The 13,674-nt window shown below is 63.4% G+C and carries 15 protein-coding genes; 14 read left to right on the plus strand and 1 reads right to left on the minus strand.

All coding sequences use genetic code 11. The annotated features are described in order from the left end of the window. The first annotated feature begins 52 nt into the window (after positions 1-52). The 8 genes from KIT02_RS14390 to ahcY all read left to right on the plus strand — a co-directional run bounded on the left by KIT02_RS14390 (position 53) and on the right by ahcY (position 6,498). Positions 53-769: a response regulator transcription factor gene (locus tag KIT02_RS14390; RefSeq protein ID WP_297578983.1), complete on the plus strand. Its 717-nt coding sequence runs from the start codon at positions 53-55 to the stop codon at positions 767-769. An 8-nt stretch (positions 770-777) separates the two neighbouring features. Then, positions 778-2,550, plus strand: coding sequence for a sensor histidine kinase (locus KIT02_RS14395; protein ID WP_297578985.1), 1,773 nt, complete (start codon positions 778-780; stop codon positions 2,548-2,550). 9 nt (positions 2,551-2,559) lie between these two features. After that, positions 2,560-3,027: an HPr kinase/phosphatase C-terminal domain-containing protein gene (locus KIT02_RS14400; protein ID WP_297578988.1), complete on the plus strand. Its 468-nt coding sequence runs from the start codon at positions 2,560-2,562 to the stop codon at positions 3,025-3,027. Positions 3,028-3,163: 136 nt separating this feature from the next. Further along, positions 3,164-3,565, plus strand: a complete 402-nt coding sequence (locus tag KIT02_RS14405) for a PTS sugar transporter subunit IIA (protein WP_297578991.1) — start codon at positions 3,164-3,166, stop codon at positions 3,563-3,565. Between the two features lie 3 nt (positions 3,566-3,568). After that, positions 3,569-3,868, plus strand: a complete 300-nt coding sequence (locus tag KIT02_RS14410; RefSeq protein ID WP_297578995.1) for an HPr family phosphocarrier protein — start codon at positions 3,569-3,571, stop codon at positions 3,866-3,868. Beyond that, positions 3,865-4,398 (plus strand): GrpB family protein, encoded by a 534-nt coding sequence (locus tag KIT02_RS14415; protein WP_297578998.1) that lies wholly within the window; start codon positions 3,865-3,867, stop codon positions 4,396-4,398. The genes KIT02_RS14410 and KIT02_RS14415 overlap by 4 nt, the downstream gene beginning before the upstream one ends. 84 nt (positions 4,399-4,482) lie before the next feature. Further along, positions 4,483-4,995, plus strand: a complete 513-nt coding sequence (locus tag KIT02_RS14420) for a DUF2937 family protein (protein WP_297579001.1) — start codon at positions 4,483-4,485, stop codon at positions 4,993-4,995. Between the two features lie 99 nt (positions 4,996-5,094). Next, a complete protein-coding gene (gene ahcY, locus KIT02_RS14425; protein WP_297579006.1) occupies positions 5,095-6,498 on the plus strand; it encodes an adenosylhomocysteinase in 1,404 nt (467 codons plus the stop codon). Between the two features lie 138 nt (positions 6,499-6,636). Here ahcY and KIT02_RS14430 read toward each other — a convergent pair whose 3' ends face one another. Beyond that, a complete protein-coding gene (locus KIT02_RS14430) occupies positions 6,637-7,299 on the minus strand; it encodes an alpha/beta fold hydrolase (RefSeq protein WP_297579008.1) in 663 nt (220 codons plus the stop codon). 67 nt (positions 7,300-7,366) lie between these two features. Between KIT02_RS14430 and KIT02_RS14435 the strand changes: the two genes are divergently transcribed. The 6 genes from KIT02_RS14435 to KIT02_RS14460 all read left to right on the plus strand — a co-directional run bounded on the left by KIT02_RS14435 (position 7,367) and on the right by KIT02_RS14460 (position 13,470). Beyond that, entirely contained in the window at positions 7,367-7,801 is a 435-nt protein-coding gene (locus tag KIT02_RS14435) for a helix-turn-helix domain-containing protein (RefSeq protein WP_297579011.1), read from the plus strand. 394 nt (positions 7,802-8,195) lie between these two features. Next, positions 8,196-10,601, plus strand: a complete 2,406-nt coding sequence (locus KIT02_RS14440) for an ATP-binding protein (RefSeq protein WP_297579014.1) — start codon at positions 8,196-8,198, stop codon at positions 10,599-10,601. A gap of 139 nt (positions 10,602-10,740) precedes the next feature. Then, complete coding sequence (gene tsaE, locus KIT02_RS14445) at positions 10,741-11,166, plus strand: tRNA (adenosine(37)-N6)-threonylcarbamoyltransferase complex ATPase subunit type 1 TsaE (RefSeq protein ID WP_297579017.1); 426 nt, start codon at positions 10,741-10,743, stop codon at positions 11,164-11,166. Between the two features lie 582 nt (positions 11,167-11,748). Then, positions 11,749-12,045, plus strand: coding sequence for a hypothetical protein (locus KIT02_RS14450; protein WP_297579020.1), 297 nt, complete (start codon positions 11,749-11,751; stop codon positions 12,043-12,045). Positions 12,046-12,241: 196 nt separating this feature from the next. Continuing rightward, the gene (locus KIT02_RS14455) at positions 12,242-12,526 is read left to right on the plus strand and encodes a GIY-YIG nuclease family protein (protein WP_297579023.1); all 285 of its coding nucleotides are present in this window, start codon (positions 12,242-12,244) and stop codon (positions 12,524-12,526) included. Positions 12,527-12,915: 389 nt separating this feature from the next. Next, a complete protein-coding gene (locus tag KIT02_RS14460; protein ID WP_297579025.1) occupies positions 12,916-13,470 on the plus strand; it encodes a hypothetical protein in 555 nt (184 codons plus the stop codon). Positions 13,471-13,674 lie beyond the last annotated feature (204 nt).

Genomic DNA, 13,674 nt, shown 5'->3' on the forward strand with positions numbered 1-13,674 from the left:
GCCAAACAAACACAACGAACAAAGCTCAGCGTCACGAAGAGAAAGGCAGCTCATGCCAAAGATCGCCCTGGTGGATGACGACCGCAATATTCTGACCTCGGTCTCCCTGACCCTGGAAGCCGAAGGCTATCAGGTGGCCACCTATACCGATGGCGCCTCGGGCCTCGAAGGGCTCACCGCTGACCGCCCGGATCTGGCCATCCTCGATATCAAGATGCCGCGCATGGATGGCATGGAACTGCTCCGCCGCCTGCGCCAGAAATCGGACGTGCCGGTCATCTTCCTCACCTCCAAGGACGAAGAGATCGACGAATTGTTCGGCCTCAAGATGGGTGCCGACGACTTCATCACCAAGCCGTTCAGCCAGCGCCTCTTGGTCGAGCGGGTCAAGGCCATCCTGCGCCGTTCCGCTCCGCGCGACCCGGCAACCGGCGGTGTCGGCGGCGCCGAGCCCGCACCGGGCAAGGCCCTGATCGAGCGCGGCTCGCTGGTCATGGACGAGGAGCGCCACACCTGCACCTGGAAGGGTCAGCGCGTGACCCTGACCGTCACCGAATTCCTGATCCTGCAGGCGCTGGCGCTGCGCCCGGGCGTGGTCAAATCGCGCAATGCGCTGATGGACGCGGCCTATGACGACCAGGTCTATGTCGACGACCGCACCATCGACAGCCACATCAAGCGGCTGCGCAAGAAGTTCAAGGCAACCGATGACGATTTCGAAATGATCGAAACGCTCTATGGTGTTGGCTATCGCTTCAAGGAGCAATAGGGGCGGAGGTGGCTATCCTCGACCCGCATCTGGACCGCAAGGCCGGCGATGAAGCCGAAACCGAACCTGCCGCGCGCAAGCGCGGCGGGCGGTTGTTTCTCGTGCCACTGGCCAAGCTGGTCCGGGGTTTCCAGCGCTTCGTCGATTTCACCATCTTTTCCAGCCTCACCCGCCGGATCGTCGTGCTCAACATGGCGGGCCTTCTGGTGCTGGTGGTGGGCATTCTCTACCTCAACCAGTGGCGCGCCGGGCTGATCGATGCGCGGGTGCAGTCGTTGCGCGTGCAGGGCGAAATCATCGCCGCCGCCATCGCCGCCTCGGCCACGGTGGATAGCGACATCATCACCGTCAATCCCGACCGGCTGCTGGAAGCCCAGGGCGCCAATGTCTCGCCTCTGTCCTATTTCGATCCGTCGCTGGAATTTCCGATCAATCCGGAGCGCATTGCCCCGCTCCTGCGCAACCTGATCACGCCGACCCGGACACGGGCCCGCATCTATGACCAGCAGGGCCTGCTGATCCTCGACAGCGACAATCTCTATGCGCGCGGCGAAGTGCTGCGCCAGGCCATCGATACCAGCCAGAACGACTTCTTCCTGCTCGATTGGTGGAATGCCGTCGTCTCCTGGGCGCCGGGCGACAATTACCCGACCTATCAGGAATATCAGGCCGACGAAGGCAACCGGTACCCCGAGGTCGCCTCGGCCCTGCAGGGCGCGCCGGCCGATTTCGTGCGCGTCGATGGCCAGCGCCAGCTTGTCGTTTCAGTGGCCGTGCCGGTGCAGCGCCTGCGCGCCATTGTCGGGGCCATCCTGCTCTCGACCGCGCCGGGCGATATCGACTCGGTGGTGGCCCAGGAGCGCTGGAGCATATTGCGCATCGCCCTGATCGCCGCCGGGGTTCAGATCGCGCTGTCGCTGCTCCTGGCCGGCACGATTGCCGGCCCCATGCGGCGCCTGTCGGCTGCGGCCGAACGGGTACAGACGGCCGGCGACGCGCGCGCCGAAATTCCCGACCTCACCGACCGCCCCGACGAAATCGGCCACCTCTCCGGCGCCCTCCGCCGCATGACCGATGCGCTCTATAATCGCATCGAGGCCATCGAGCGCTTCGCCGCCGACGTCGCCCATGAACTCAAGAACCCCCTGACCTCGCTGCGCTCGGCAGTCGAAACCCTGCCCCTGGCCAAGAAGCCCGAGGACCGGGTGCGGCTCAATGAAATCATCCAGCATGACGTCAAGCGCCTCGACCGGCTGATCACCGACATCTCCAGTGCCAGCCGGCTCGATGCCGAACTGGCGCGCGAAAGCGCCGACATGGTGGATGTCGAAAAGCTCGCCGAGGCCATGGTCGCCATCCAGAAGGACGTGGCCGCCGGACGCGACGTCATCGTGGCCATGGGCAAGCGACAGGGCCGGGGATCGACCACCATCAACGGCCATGAGAGCCGCCTGGCCCAGGTCTTTGCCAATCTCATCGACAATGCCGTCTCCTTCTCCCCGCCGGGGGGGCGGGTGACGGTGGGCGTAGCGACCGAGGGCGATCTGATCACCATCAGTGTCACCGACGAGGGGCCAGGCATTACCGGGGATGTCAGCCGCATCTTCCAGCGCTTTTATACCGACCGGCCGGAGACCGAGAGCTTTGGCAATCATTCGGGCCTCGGCCTGTCGATTTCCAAGCAGATCGTCGACGCCCACAAGGGCACGATCAAGGCCCAGAACCGTACCGACCGGAGCGGGGCGGTTTTCACCATTGTGCTGCCAAGAGGGCGCAAATAAACTCACCCCATGAGTAAGCCAGTCAATGTGCATGGCACCGGTCTCGTGCTGGGCGATTCGGGCGTTTTGCTGCGCGGGCCTTCGGGCGCCGGAAAATCGGTGCTGGCGCTGGCGCTGCTCGATCGCTGGGAAATGCGCGGGCAGACCGCGCTGCTCGTCTCCGATGACCGGGTGGACCTGCGCGAGAGCGCGGCCGGACTGACGATGGTGGCGCCCCCGAGCCTGGCCGGGATGATCGAGTTGCGCGGCCGCGGCATCATTCACCGCCGCCACGCCGAGGCGGCACGGCTGGACCTGGTCATTGATCTCGTGCCCGACCTCATCCGGCTGGTGGAGGAGGACGACCTGCAGACCGAGATCATGGGTCACCTGCTGCCGCGTGCGCCCGTGCCCGTAGGTGGGGTCGTCAGCCTTGGCCATCAATTGCTGCTGGTGGCAGAGGCCGTGCGCGCAAGCCTGGACCTGACTGAACCGTGACAATTTACCCCTTGCAACCGGACGGCCCTGAGACAAGACTGGCCGCCGTTTTCGGACCGGCACCAGGCGGGGCCGAATGCGGGGGCTTTTGGTGCCCGCCGGCAGGGCCGGCGTGGCGACCGACTGGGGAAAGTGCATGATCGGATTGGTTCTGGTGACCCACGGCGCGCTGGCTGACGAGTTCAAGCTGGCCATGGAACACGTCGTTGGCCCGCAGGAAAACGTGGAAACCATAGCCATTGGTCCCGAAGACAATGCCGAAACCCGGCGCGACGACATCCTGGCCGCCATCGACCGAGTCGAGACCGGCGCCGGCGTCATCATCCTCACCGACATGTTCGGCGGCACTCCGTCCAATCTCGCCATTTCGGTGATGCAGAACCGCCAGGTCGAGGTCATTGCCGGGGTCAACCTGCCCATGCTGGTGAAGCTCGGCCGGGTGCGCGGCGAGATGGGCATGGAAGAGGCCGTCGCCATTGCCCAGGAGGCGGGCAAGAAATACATCACCGTCGCCAATTCGATCCTCGGCGGGGCCTGATCCATGGACGCCGGCAGGGCGCTCGCCCAGCAATTGACCATCGTCAACCGCAAGGGCCTGCACGCCCGCGCCTCGGCGCGCTTCGTGCGCACGGCCGAATGCTTCGACGCCACGCTCTCGGTGGTCAAGGACGGGACATCCGTCGCCGGCAATTCCATCATGGGGCTGATGATGCTGGGCGCTGGACCCGGCTCGACCATCCTGGTCCAGGCCACTGGCAAACAGGCACGCGAGGCCCTCGAAGCCATTGTCGAACTGGTCAACAATGGCTTTGACGAGGACGTGGACGGGGCCGAGGCTTGAGCGACGAAATCGCGCTCAGCCCGTATGATCCGGCCTGGGCCAGGTCCTTCGCTGCCGAATATTCCAACTTACTGGCCTGTTTCGAGAAGCCGCCATTGGCAATCGAGCATATCGGCTCGACCTCGGTGCCCGGCCTCCCCTCCAAACCGATTATCGACATCCTGATCCATGTCGAAGACCGCACGCGGGCCGTAGCGTCCATCCCTGCACTTGAGGCCCTGGGCTATGCCAATGTGCCGAACTATATCGACCCAAACCGGCTGGTCCTGATAAAGCGACGGTCCGATGGCGAACGCAGCCATCATGTGCATGTGCATAGCGATGCCGATGAGGTTCGGCGGCACCTGATGTTCCGGGATCGGCTGCGCAGCGACAAGGCGGTGCGCGACGACTATGCGGCGCTGAAGGCCGAACTCGCCCAGCGTTTCCAGGAAGACCGTGCCGCCTACTCCAAGCACAAGACGGCCTTTATCGACGCGATCGTGCTGGGCATGGGCGGGCCAGCGCGCAAGACGCCCTGGAACCCCTAAGCCTCCTAGGCGGCCAAAACAGGACTTTTTCCTGCCTTTTCCCTGCGCCATAGTGAGCCGGTGCGAACGGGGAGCCGGGATGTGTTGAGGCAGCTTATTGCAGGGGTCGGCGGCATCGGGCTGGCCGTAACCCTCAGCCAGTTCCCCGAATATGCCCAACAATATACCCAGCGTCTTGGCGGCGCGGTGGATGAATTGCGCGTCATCACCGAAGATTTCGACCGGGCGGCCGAGGCCGGCGGCATGGACCGGACTGCAGCGCTCGGGCGCTACAATGCCTCGAGCGACAGCTTTCTCGCCGGTCGCGGCGAGAGCATGACGCAGACCTTTGCCCGCTACGAGGAATTGCAGACGCGGCTGGCGCGCATCGAAGGCGCCGGGCCGCTCGAGCGCCTGCAGGCGCTGCCGGCCTATCTCGACACCGATATCGGCCAGCGCACGCTCGAGGCCTACAAGCCCGCCGTGCCGGTGACCATGGAGGGCGTGCTCTATGCCGGGGGCGGCTTCATTCTCGGATATCTGGTGCTGTCCGGGCTCGTCCGCTTCCTTGCGCTGCCATTCCGGCGCCGCGGCCGCATGACCGTGCGGCGGACCTGAACCTGGGTCATATAAACGTATCTTTATATCCCGCATTGATCGGTTCGGCCCCCTCCCGTATAGGAGGGGCAAGACACAAAGAAATGCCCGGAGACTCCCATGACCAGTGCCCCGACCGACTACGCGGTCAAGGACATCACCCTTGCCGATTTCGGCCGCAAGGAAATCACCATTGCCGAAATCGAAATGCCGGGCCTGATGGCCATCCGCCAGGAAAATGCGCAGAGCCAGCCGCTCAAGGGCGCCCGCATTGCCGGCTCGCTGCACATGACCGTGCAGACCGCCGTGCTGATCGAGACGCTGGTGGCCCTGGGCGCCGATGTGCGCTGGGTTTCCTGCAATATCTTCTCGACCCAGGATCATGCCGCCGCCGCCATTGCCGCCGCCGGCATCCCGGTCTTCGCGCATAAGGGGGAGAGCCTGGAAGAATACTGGGCTTTCACCGACCGCATGATGGAATGGGGCGATGGCGGCACGCCAAACCTCATTCTCGACGACGGCGGCGATGCCACCATGCTGGTGCTGACCGGCGCCAAGGCCGAGACCGACCCGTCCATTCTCGACAAGCCCGGCAATGAGGAAGAGGAAATCTTCTTTGCCACCATCAGGAAGCGGCTGGCGACCCACCCCAATTTCTACTCGACCATCCGCGCCGCCATCCGCGGTGTTTCGGAGGAAACCACCACGGGCGTGATGCGGCTCTATCAGCTGCATGCCAAGGGCGAACTGCCGTTCCCGGCCATCAACGTCAATGACAGCGTCACCAAGTCCAAGTTCGACAACAAATACGGCACCCGCGAGAGCCTGGTGGATGCGATCCGCCGCGGCACCGACGTGATGCTGGCCGGCAAGGTGGCGGTGGTCTGCGGCTATGGTGACGTGGGCAAGGGCTCGGCCGAAAGCCTGCGCGGCGCCGGTGCCCGCGTGCTGGTGACCGAGGTCGATCCCATCTGCGCGCTGCAGGCGGCCATGGAAGGCTATGAGGTCGTGACGCTTGAAGAGGCCGCGCCGCGCGCCGACATCGTGGTCACCGCCACGGGCAACAAGGATGTGCTGACGCTCGACGACATGCGCAAGCTCAAGGACATGGCCATCGTCTGCAATATCGGCCATTTCGACAACGAGATTCAGATCTCGGCGCTGCGCAACTACAAATGGACCAATGTGAAGCCGCAGGTGGACCTGGTTGAAAAGCCCGATGGCAGCCGGTTGATCGTGCTGTCCGAGGGGCGCCTGGTCAATCTGGGCAATGCCACCGGCCATCCCAGCTTCGTCATGTCCGCCAGCTTTTCCAACCAGACCCTGGCGCAGATCGAACTCTGGACCAATGGCAAGTCCCTTGAGAACAAGGTCTATGTGCTGCCCAAGCACCTCGACGAAAAAGTCGCCGAATTGCATCTGGCCAAGCTTGGCGCCAAGCTCACCAAGCTGACCAGGGAACAGGCCGACTATATCGGGGTCAGCCAGAACGGCCCCTTCAAATCCGGCGAATACCGCTACTGATGAAAACCCCGGACTTCGGTCCGGGGTTTTTTGTTTAGAGCGTTTTCAGGAAAAGTGGACACCACATTTCTGGTTCGAAAACGTGACAAATCAAAAACCTAGAGCACTCGATCTGAACCAATCAGAACGAGAGATGCGCTAGGCCTGGAGCAGGAGGGCGCTGAGTTCGCCTGGCATCAGCAGGGGCACGTCGTGGCCGCAATTGAGGTCGTGGACGCTCCAGGCCTGATCGTGTCGCAGCGGCTTGGCATAGGCGCCAAAGCCATCCCAGCCGCTGGCCAGGATGTAACTCTTGCGGGGCACCTTGAGATAAGCGCCGCTGACGGCAAGCGCTTCGGTGAAGGAGCCGGATGGTTGCGGTGTGGCCAGCCGGGTGACCTGCTCGGTCAAGGCGGCGGTCGGATAGTCGTCCTTGCCGATTTCCGGAACCGGGGCCAAGGGGCCTTCCGGCGCCCCGAAAAAGTCGGCAAAGGCCTGCCCGTCCTGCGGGATGAACGCGTCGAGATAAACAATGGCGGCGAGGCGCTCCAGCGCCCGCTCGGCGACACCGGTGATGACGAAGCCGGCATAGGAATGCCCCACCAGCACGACATCGCGCAGATCGTGCCAGACCATCTCGTTGACGATGTCGTCGATATGGGTGGTGAGCGTGATCGGGAACTGCGCCAGATGCGATCGCTCGCCCAACCCGCTCAGGGTCGGGACGTGAACTCGGTGGCCGGCCTGGCGCAATTGCGCTGCAACCAGATCCCAGTTCCAGGCACCGGCCCAGGCTCCATGCACGAGAACAAAGGTCTTCATGGCTTCCTCCTATGCTTGCAAAAAGCAAGTGATTGTGTTTTACAAGCATATGCCTTAGAGTCAACCCATGACGTCAACATCTTTCCGCTCCGGCTGCCCGATCAATCTCGGTCTCGAGGTCTTTGGCGACAAATGGACCCTGCTGATCATTCGCGACCTGATGTTCGCCGGCAAACGCCGCTACCGCGAATTTCTGGCGTCCGACGAAGCGATATCGAGCAATATCCTGGCCGACCGGCTGGCACGGCTGGTTGAGATGGGCATCCTGACGCGGGCCGACGACCCGGGCCATCGTCTCAAGGCCATTTACTCCCTGACCGAGAAGGGTATCGATCTTCTGCCCATCCTGGCCCAGATCAGCCGCTGGAGCCGCACCTATATGCCAGTGGACCCGGCACTGGCGGCAACAGGCGAGGCCCGTGACCGGGCCGGACCGGGCGCCGAAGCAGCCCAGATGGCAGAACTGCGCGCCCTCCACCTGCCACGCGGCGAGGGGGCCTGAACGCGCTTTACTCCCCCCGCAACCAGATGAAGTTGTACCGAATAGGCACAAAACCTGTGTATTGGCCAAATCCGCATCGATGGTGTTTACGCTTCGTTAGGGTTTCTGTTTCGTTCTCAGGTCAAGGCCTTTCCTGACGCTTTGCCCGCAACGCACAGGCACGAAGACTCTTTTTCGCGATTCCAGCGCCCGCTATGGTCACAATGATTCGGGTGGCGGGGGACACGTCGACCGGGTTGGGGGCAGCCAGGATCGCAGTGAGCGATCCGGCGGGGCAGCCCTGTTTTTCGAGTGCAAGCGTACCGGCCCATGGCCGGATTGGCAGCGCAACCCAGTGAAAGAGGGCAGTCATATGGCGCCGGATCACCTCCGGAAACGTCGCGGATTCGCAGCCTTGGCTGCCGCGCCTCTGGCCCTTCTGAGCGCTGCCCCCGCTCTGGCCCAGGGCCTGGTGCCGGCCAATCTGGGCGGTGTGGCGCCCATTGCCGTTGCCATCGGCGCCGGCGGCTTTGCCCTTTTGTCCATGGCCGTGGTGCGCAGCCTGATGCGCGATGGGCGCATGGCCCGTCGCCGCGCCGCCGAACAGATCGCCGGGCTTCGCGCCATGGTCGACGAATACGAGAATCTCATCGCCGCCGGGCACGAACTGACCGTTCTGTGGACCGAGCAGGATGGCGGCCGCCCCCGCTTTCTCGGCCAGGCCGCTGCTGTATTGCCACCCGGCCGGCCGGCAGAGAGCATTCTCAATCTGCACAGCTGGCTCGGCGCCGCAGATGCCAATCGCCTTGCCACCCAGATCGAAAACCTGCGCATGCATGGCCACAGCTTTTCGGCCAGCGTGAAGACGCTCGAAAATCGGCTGATGCGGGTCACCGGCTGGGTCCTGGGCGGCGCAGCGGCCCTGCGCCTGCGCCCGGCCTTTGTCGATCCAAGCGCCACCGGTCTTGCGACCAGCGAAGCCGACAGCGTCCGCGCCATCCTGCATCTGCTCAGCAAGCCCGCCTTCCTGCGCGACGACAACGACCGGCTGGTCTATGCCAATCCGGCCTACCTGGCCCTGGCGCAGCAATGCGGCAAGCCGGTCGGCCAGGGCGTGCCGGAACTGCTCGATGCGCGCAGCCTTGCCAACCATCTGGCAGCCTGCCGCGGCAGCGAGACCCCGGTGAGCCTGCCCGTCGATTTCGGCCGCCAGGGCCGGTTCGAGCTGGTCGAGTTCGGCCTGGCCGAAGGCCGCGCCGGCTATCTGCGCCCGGCCGACGAAGCCGCGCCGGCCCCGCAGGCGGAAACCCCGCTCGCCCATATCGGGGGTATCGTCGATGCATTGGCGACGCCGATCGCCATCTTCAATGCCCGGCGCGAGCTGGTGCAGTTCAACGCCGCCTATGCCGGGCTCTGGAAACTCAACCGCAAATTCCTCGCCTTGGGCGTCGACGAGCGCGCCATTCTCGACAAGCTGCGCACCGAGGGCATGCTGCCCAGCCAGGTCGACTACCATACCTGGCGCGCCAAGCACCTCGAGAGCTATACCCGCAAGGAGCCGTTCGAGGCCGAGCCCTGGCATCTGCCCGACGGGCGCACCATCAAGGTGATCTCGGCGCCGGCGGGTCCGGATGGCGGCGTCATCTATGTCTTCGAAGACCTGACCGAGCGGCTGGAGCTGGAAAGCACCAACAAGGCCTTCACCAATGTGCTGCGCGAGACCATCAACGGTCTCTCCGAAGCCGTGGCGGTGTTCGGCACCAATGGCCGGCTGACCCTCTCCAATCCGCAGCTGTCCAAATTGTGGAAGCTGCCGATGAACGAGCTCGGCACCAATCCCCATATCGACCAGCTTGCCGAAGCCTCGGGCCGCGCCATTCCCGAAGACGGCACCTCGATCTGGCGCGATCTCAAGCGCGGCATCATCGACCTCAACCCCACCCGCACCGACCAGACCGGCCGCATCAACCGCTCCGACAATCGCCTCATCGATTATGCCATCACCCGCCTGCCGGATGGGCAGACGATGATGAGCTTCCTCGATGTCACCGAAAGCGCCGCCTATTCCAAGGTGCTCAAGGAGCGCAACGACGCCCTGGTGGCCGCCGACCGGCTCAAGGACGCCTTTGTCGAGAACGTCTCCTACGAACTGCGCTCGCCGCTGACCAACATCATCGGCTTTGCCGACCTGCTGGCGGGCACCGAGGGCTCGACCCTCACCGAGCGGCAGGGCGAATATATCGACTATATCCGCGCCTCCTCGGTGACCCTGGGCGTCCTCATCGACAACATTCTCGACCTCGCCTCGGTCGATGCCGGCATTGCCGAACTCAAGCCCGAAGTGCTCGACGTACCCGCTCTGGTCGACAAGGCCAAGGCCGGGATCATGGCGACCTTCCCCGACGTTCTGGGCGACCAGCCGAACCTGGTGGTCTCCATAGCCGATGAGCTGCCTGAATTCGTCGGCGACGGCACGCGGCTGGTGCAGGTGCTCTACAATCTCCTTTCCAACGCGGCGCGCTTCTCACCGCCGGGCGGCGAAATCCGCCTCTCGGCCAGCCATCGCGGCGACCGCATGCTGTTCGTCATCGACGACGAGGGCCCGGGGCTGACCGAGGAAATGAAATCGGCCATCCTCACCCGGCTCGACAATCCCGCCAGCGGCGGCCGCCAGCGCGGCGCGGGCCTGGGGCTCTCCATCGTGCGCACCTTCGTCAACATGCATGGCGGCACCATTTCGGCCGAAAAGCGCGAGCCCAAGGGCAGCCGCATCATCGTCAACCTGCCCCTCAACGGCGCCATGGCCGGCGTGGCCGAATAGGCTCCCCTTCTCCCTCCCCCTTGTGGGCCATTTGACCGTAGCCTAGACCGGTGGGGTGATCCGGAGCATTGCGCTCTTTGCTCCACCCCACCCTCTATCCCTCCCCCTCAAGGGGAGGGAGGCGATGGAGCCGAAAACATTGACCGAAACCTTCCTTTCCGATGATGCCGCCACGGCCCGGTTCGGTGCCCAGCTTGCCACGCAGCTGGTGGCCGGGGATATCGTCAGCCTCGAAGGCGACCTGGGTGCCGGCAAGACCGCCATGGCCCGCGCCATCATCCGGGCGCTGGCGGACGATCCGACGCTCGAGGTGCCCTCGCCGACCTTTGCCATTGTCCAGCCCTATGACACGCCGCGCGGACCGGTCTGGCACGCCGATCTCTACCGGCTCGCCGACGCCGCCGAAGTGGACGAACTGGGCCTGTTCGACGACCCCGAAGCCATTATCCTGGTCGAATGGGCGGCACGCGTGCCCGAAGTTGAAACGGCGGCGAGCCTGGTGGTCGCGCTCGATATTCCGCCCGGCGGCATGGGCCGGACTGTGCGGGTGACGCGGCGCGGTTAGATCACTTCACGATAGGACTGAAACGAGGGAGCCTTTCCCTTCTCCCCTGAGGGGAGAAGGTGGCGCGAAGCGCCGGATGAGGGGTTCACTTTCGCGTTCTTGCCGAGAGGATTTCACCCCTCACCCCATCCCTCTCCCCTGAGGGGCGAGGGGGCGATGGATGCGAAGGGTCGGTTTACAAGTGAAGTGCTTTAGGCCAGTGCCAGTCGGGCGCGCCGGGGCGCCCGCCGGCCGGATGGGCAGCGGGGTGCATTGGGCGGTATTCCGAGGCGGCTCTGCCCCTGAATGATAAAACGAGACAGACCCGCCTCGGAATCCGGTTTTTGGGACAGCATCGCGTAGCGCCCGTTGAACGCTCGTCGCGGGGCGGCCGATGCCCGAACCTGTGGTGAAGCGCCACCACGCCGGACCCTTCGCCACTGTTCGCCTGCAGGCCGCCCATGCGGAGGGTGGGGCGAGTATGGGGCCACTGGCCAGGCCGGGGATAAGTTTGCCGTTAAGGCTTTGTTGACCATAGGGAAGGGTTTCGGGAGCCGGTGGCGCGGCCATGCATTGCATTTGTATCAAATGCGAGGCAGCCCCATGGTCTATCCCCAATCCACAACCGACGCCCTCAGTGACGACGCCGTCGCCGAATTCCTCGACCTGGCCCGCTCGGCCAATGTCAGCTTCGATCTGGTCCACGACCGGCTGCATATGCGCATGGTCAACCCCATCTGGTCGATGTGGGCGCCCATCCGCCACCTGCTCGACGAAATCGGCACCGCCCGGATCGAAGCCTTCGTGCGGCGGGAAGCCAGGGCGCGGGATACGGTGGAAAGCTGGAACGCGGCAAGCGTAGAGCGGCTGAAGGGTGCGGTTGAGGTGATGCGGGGGTGAGGGGATGCGCCTGAACGTGCCCGACACGGCAAGTAGGCCACGCCCGGCATGTCACCCCGGCGCAGGCCGGGGCCCATCTCCAATGCGCTCGACAAACCCAATGGCTCTTGCGGTGCCATCTCAGGTTGGGCCCCGGCCTGCGCCGGGGTGACATCCGGTTTGTGTTGAAGCAGTGTGCGTCCCCGGGGGACGGCGCATGTATTTCATCTACATGATGGCCAATCGCAAACATGGCACGCTCTACACAGGCGTGACCAATGACCTTGTTCGCCGTTGCCACGAGCATCGTGAGGGGCTGGTCGCGGGATTCACCAAAAAGCATGGCTGCACCCTGCTCGTCTGGTTCGAGCCGCACGACGCCATCGAATTTGCCATCGCCCACGAAAAGCGCCTCAAGAAATGGCATCGAGCGTGGAAAGAGCGTTTGATCGCGGAGCGCAATCCCGATTGGCGGGACTTGTGGTGGAAGATCAGCGGCTAAGCCAGCGGTGCTGTTGTTGTGCCGGGACATCACCCTTCCACTGCACGTCACGCCAGCACCCGCTGTCACCCCGGCGCAGGCCGGGGCCCATCTCCAATCGGATCAACAAACCCGGTGGATATTGTGGCGATATCTCAGGATGGGCCCCGGCCTGCGCCGGGGTGACAGCTGGTGGGTTTCTAGCGCATCCAAACAGGACGTCAGAGCGTGTTCCAATTCACGCACCCCTGCGCAAGAGGATGGTCAAGTGGCAGCCTTGTCGTCAAGTCCCTGCACAAGACTGTCAATAAACAGTCAGATCGTCCAAAAATGTCTATCAGACAAAAGTGACATCTATCTTGACTTTGCTGGCGGTATCGGCAAGGGTTCTACCAGAAAGGGGAATCGCCATGCCCGACCAGACGCGTGCTGACCTGCTGGACTTTTTGGAGTACCTCGCAAAAAAGGGCCTGATGAACCCTACTACTGCACGTTCTCGCAAAGCAGCAGCCAGCGCCGTACTTGGCATTCTGTCGGATGAAGAGGCCGCAGATCTTAGCTCCTTGAACCTTGATGACGTCATGCATCGGTTCCACAATTTAAACGGGACAAAATTTACGCCGGATAGTTTGGCTACTTATAAAAGTCGAACTAAGTCGGCTATTGACGATTTCCTTAGGTACAAGAAGAACCCGTTGGCCTTTCGAGTTGCTACTCCCGCTGGTACGCGCGCGGCCCGGGCGAAGGCAGCGAACAATGTTCCAGATAACAAGCAGGTGGCTGCGCCATTACCCGCTGCTATCGAGAATAGGTCATCATCACCTGTGGTAGACAACATACTGCCGATCCAGATACGGGCAGATTTGGCCGTGTACATTCAGGGGTTGCCATTCGACCTAACAAAAGCCGAGGCCAACAAAATTGCCAAGGTTGTGATGGCGATGGCATTGGAGGTTTCAGAATGAGGAGAGTCTAGAGCCTCGACGATAGTCGACCGGCGTCGGGGCAAGGACAAATAGGAAAGGCCGCTACACCAGCCCGTGGAAAGGAAGGTAGCGGCCTTGAATCGGAAGCAAATGCACCCGAGGCGGACGACATAAAGTCGCCCGTCTCACAGGTAACTCACACTCGCGAGTGTGTCCAATCAAACCAAACGTGAGACTTAAAAC

This window comes from Devosia sp. (genome assembly GCF_025809055.1).
Taxonomy (GTDB): Bacteria; Pseudomonadota; Alphaproteobacteria; order Rhizobiales; family Devosiaceae; genus Devosia.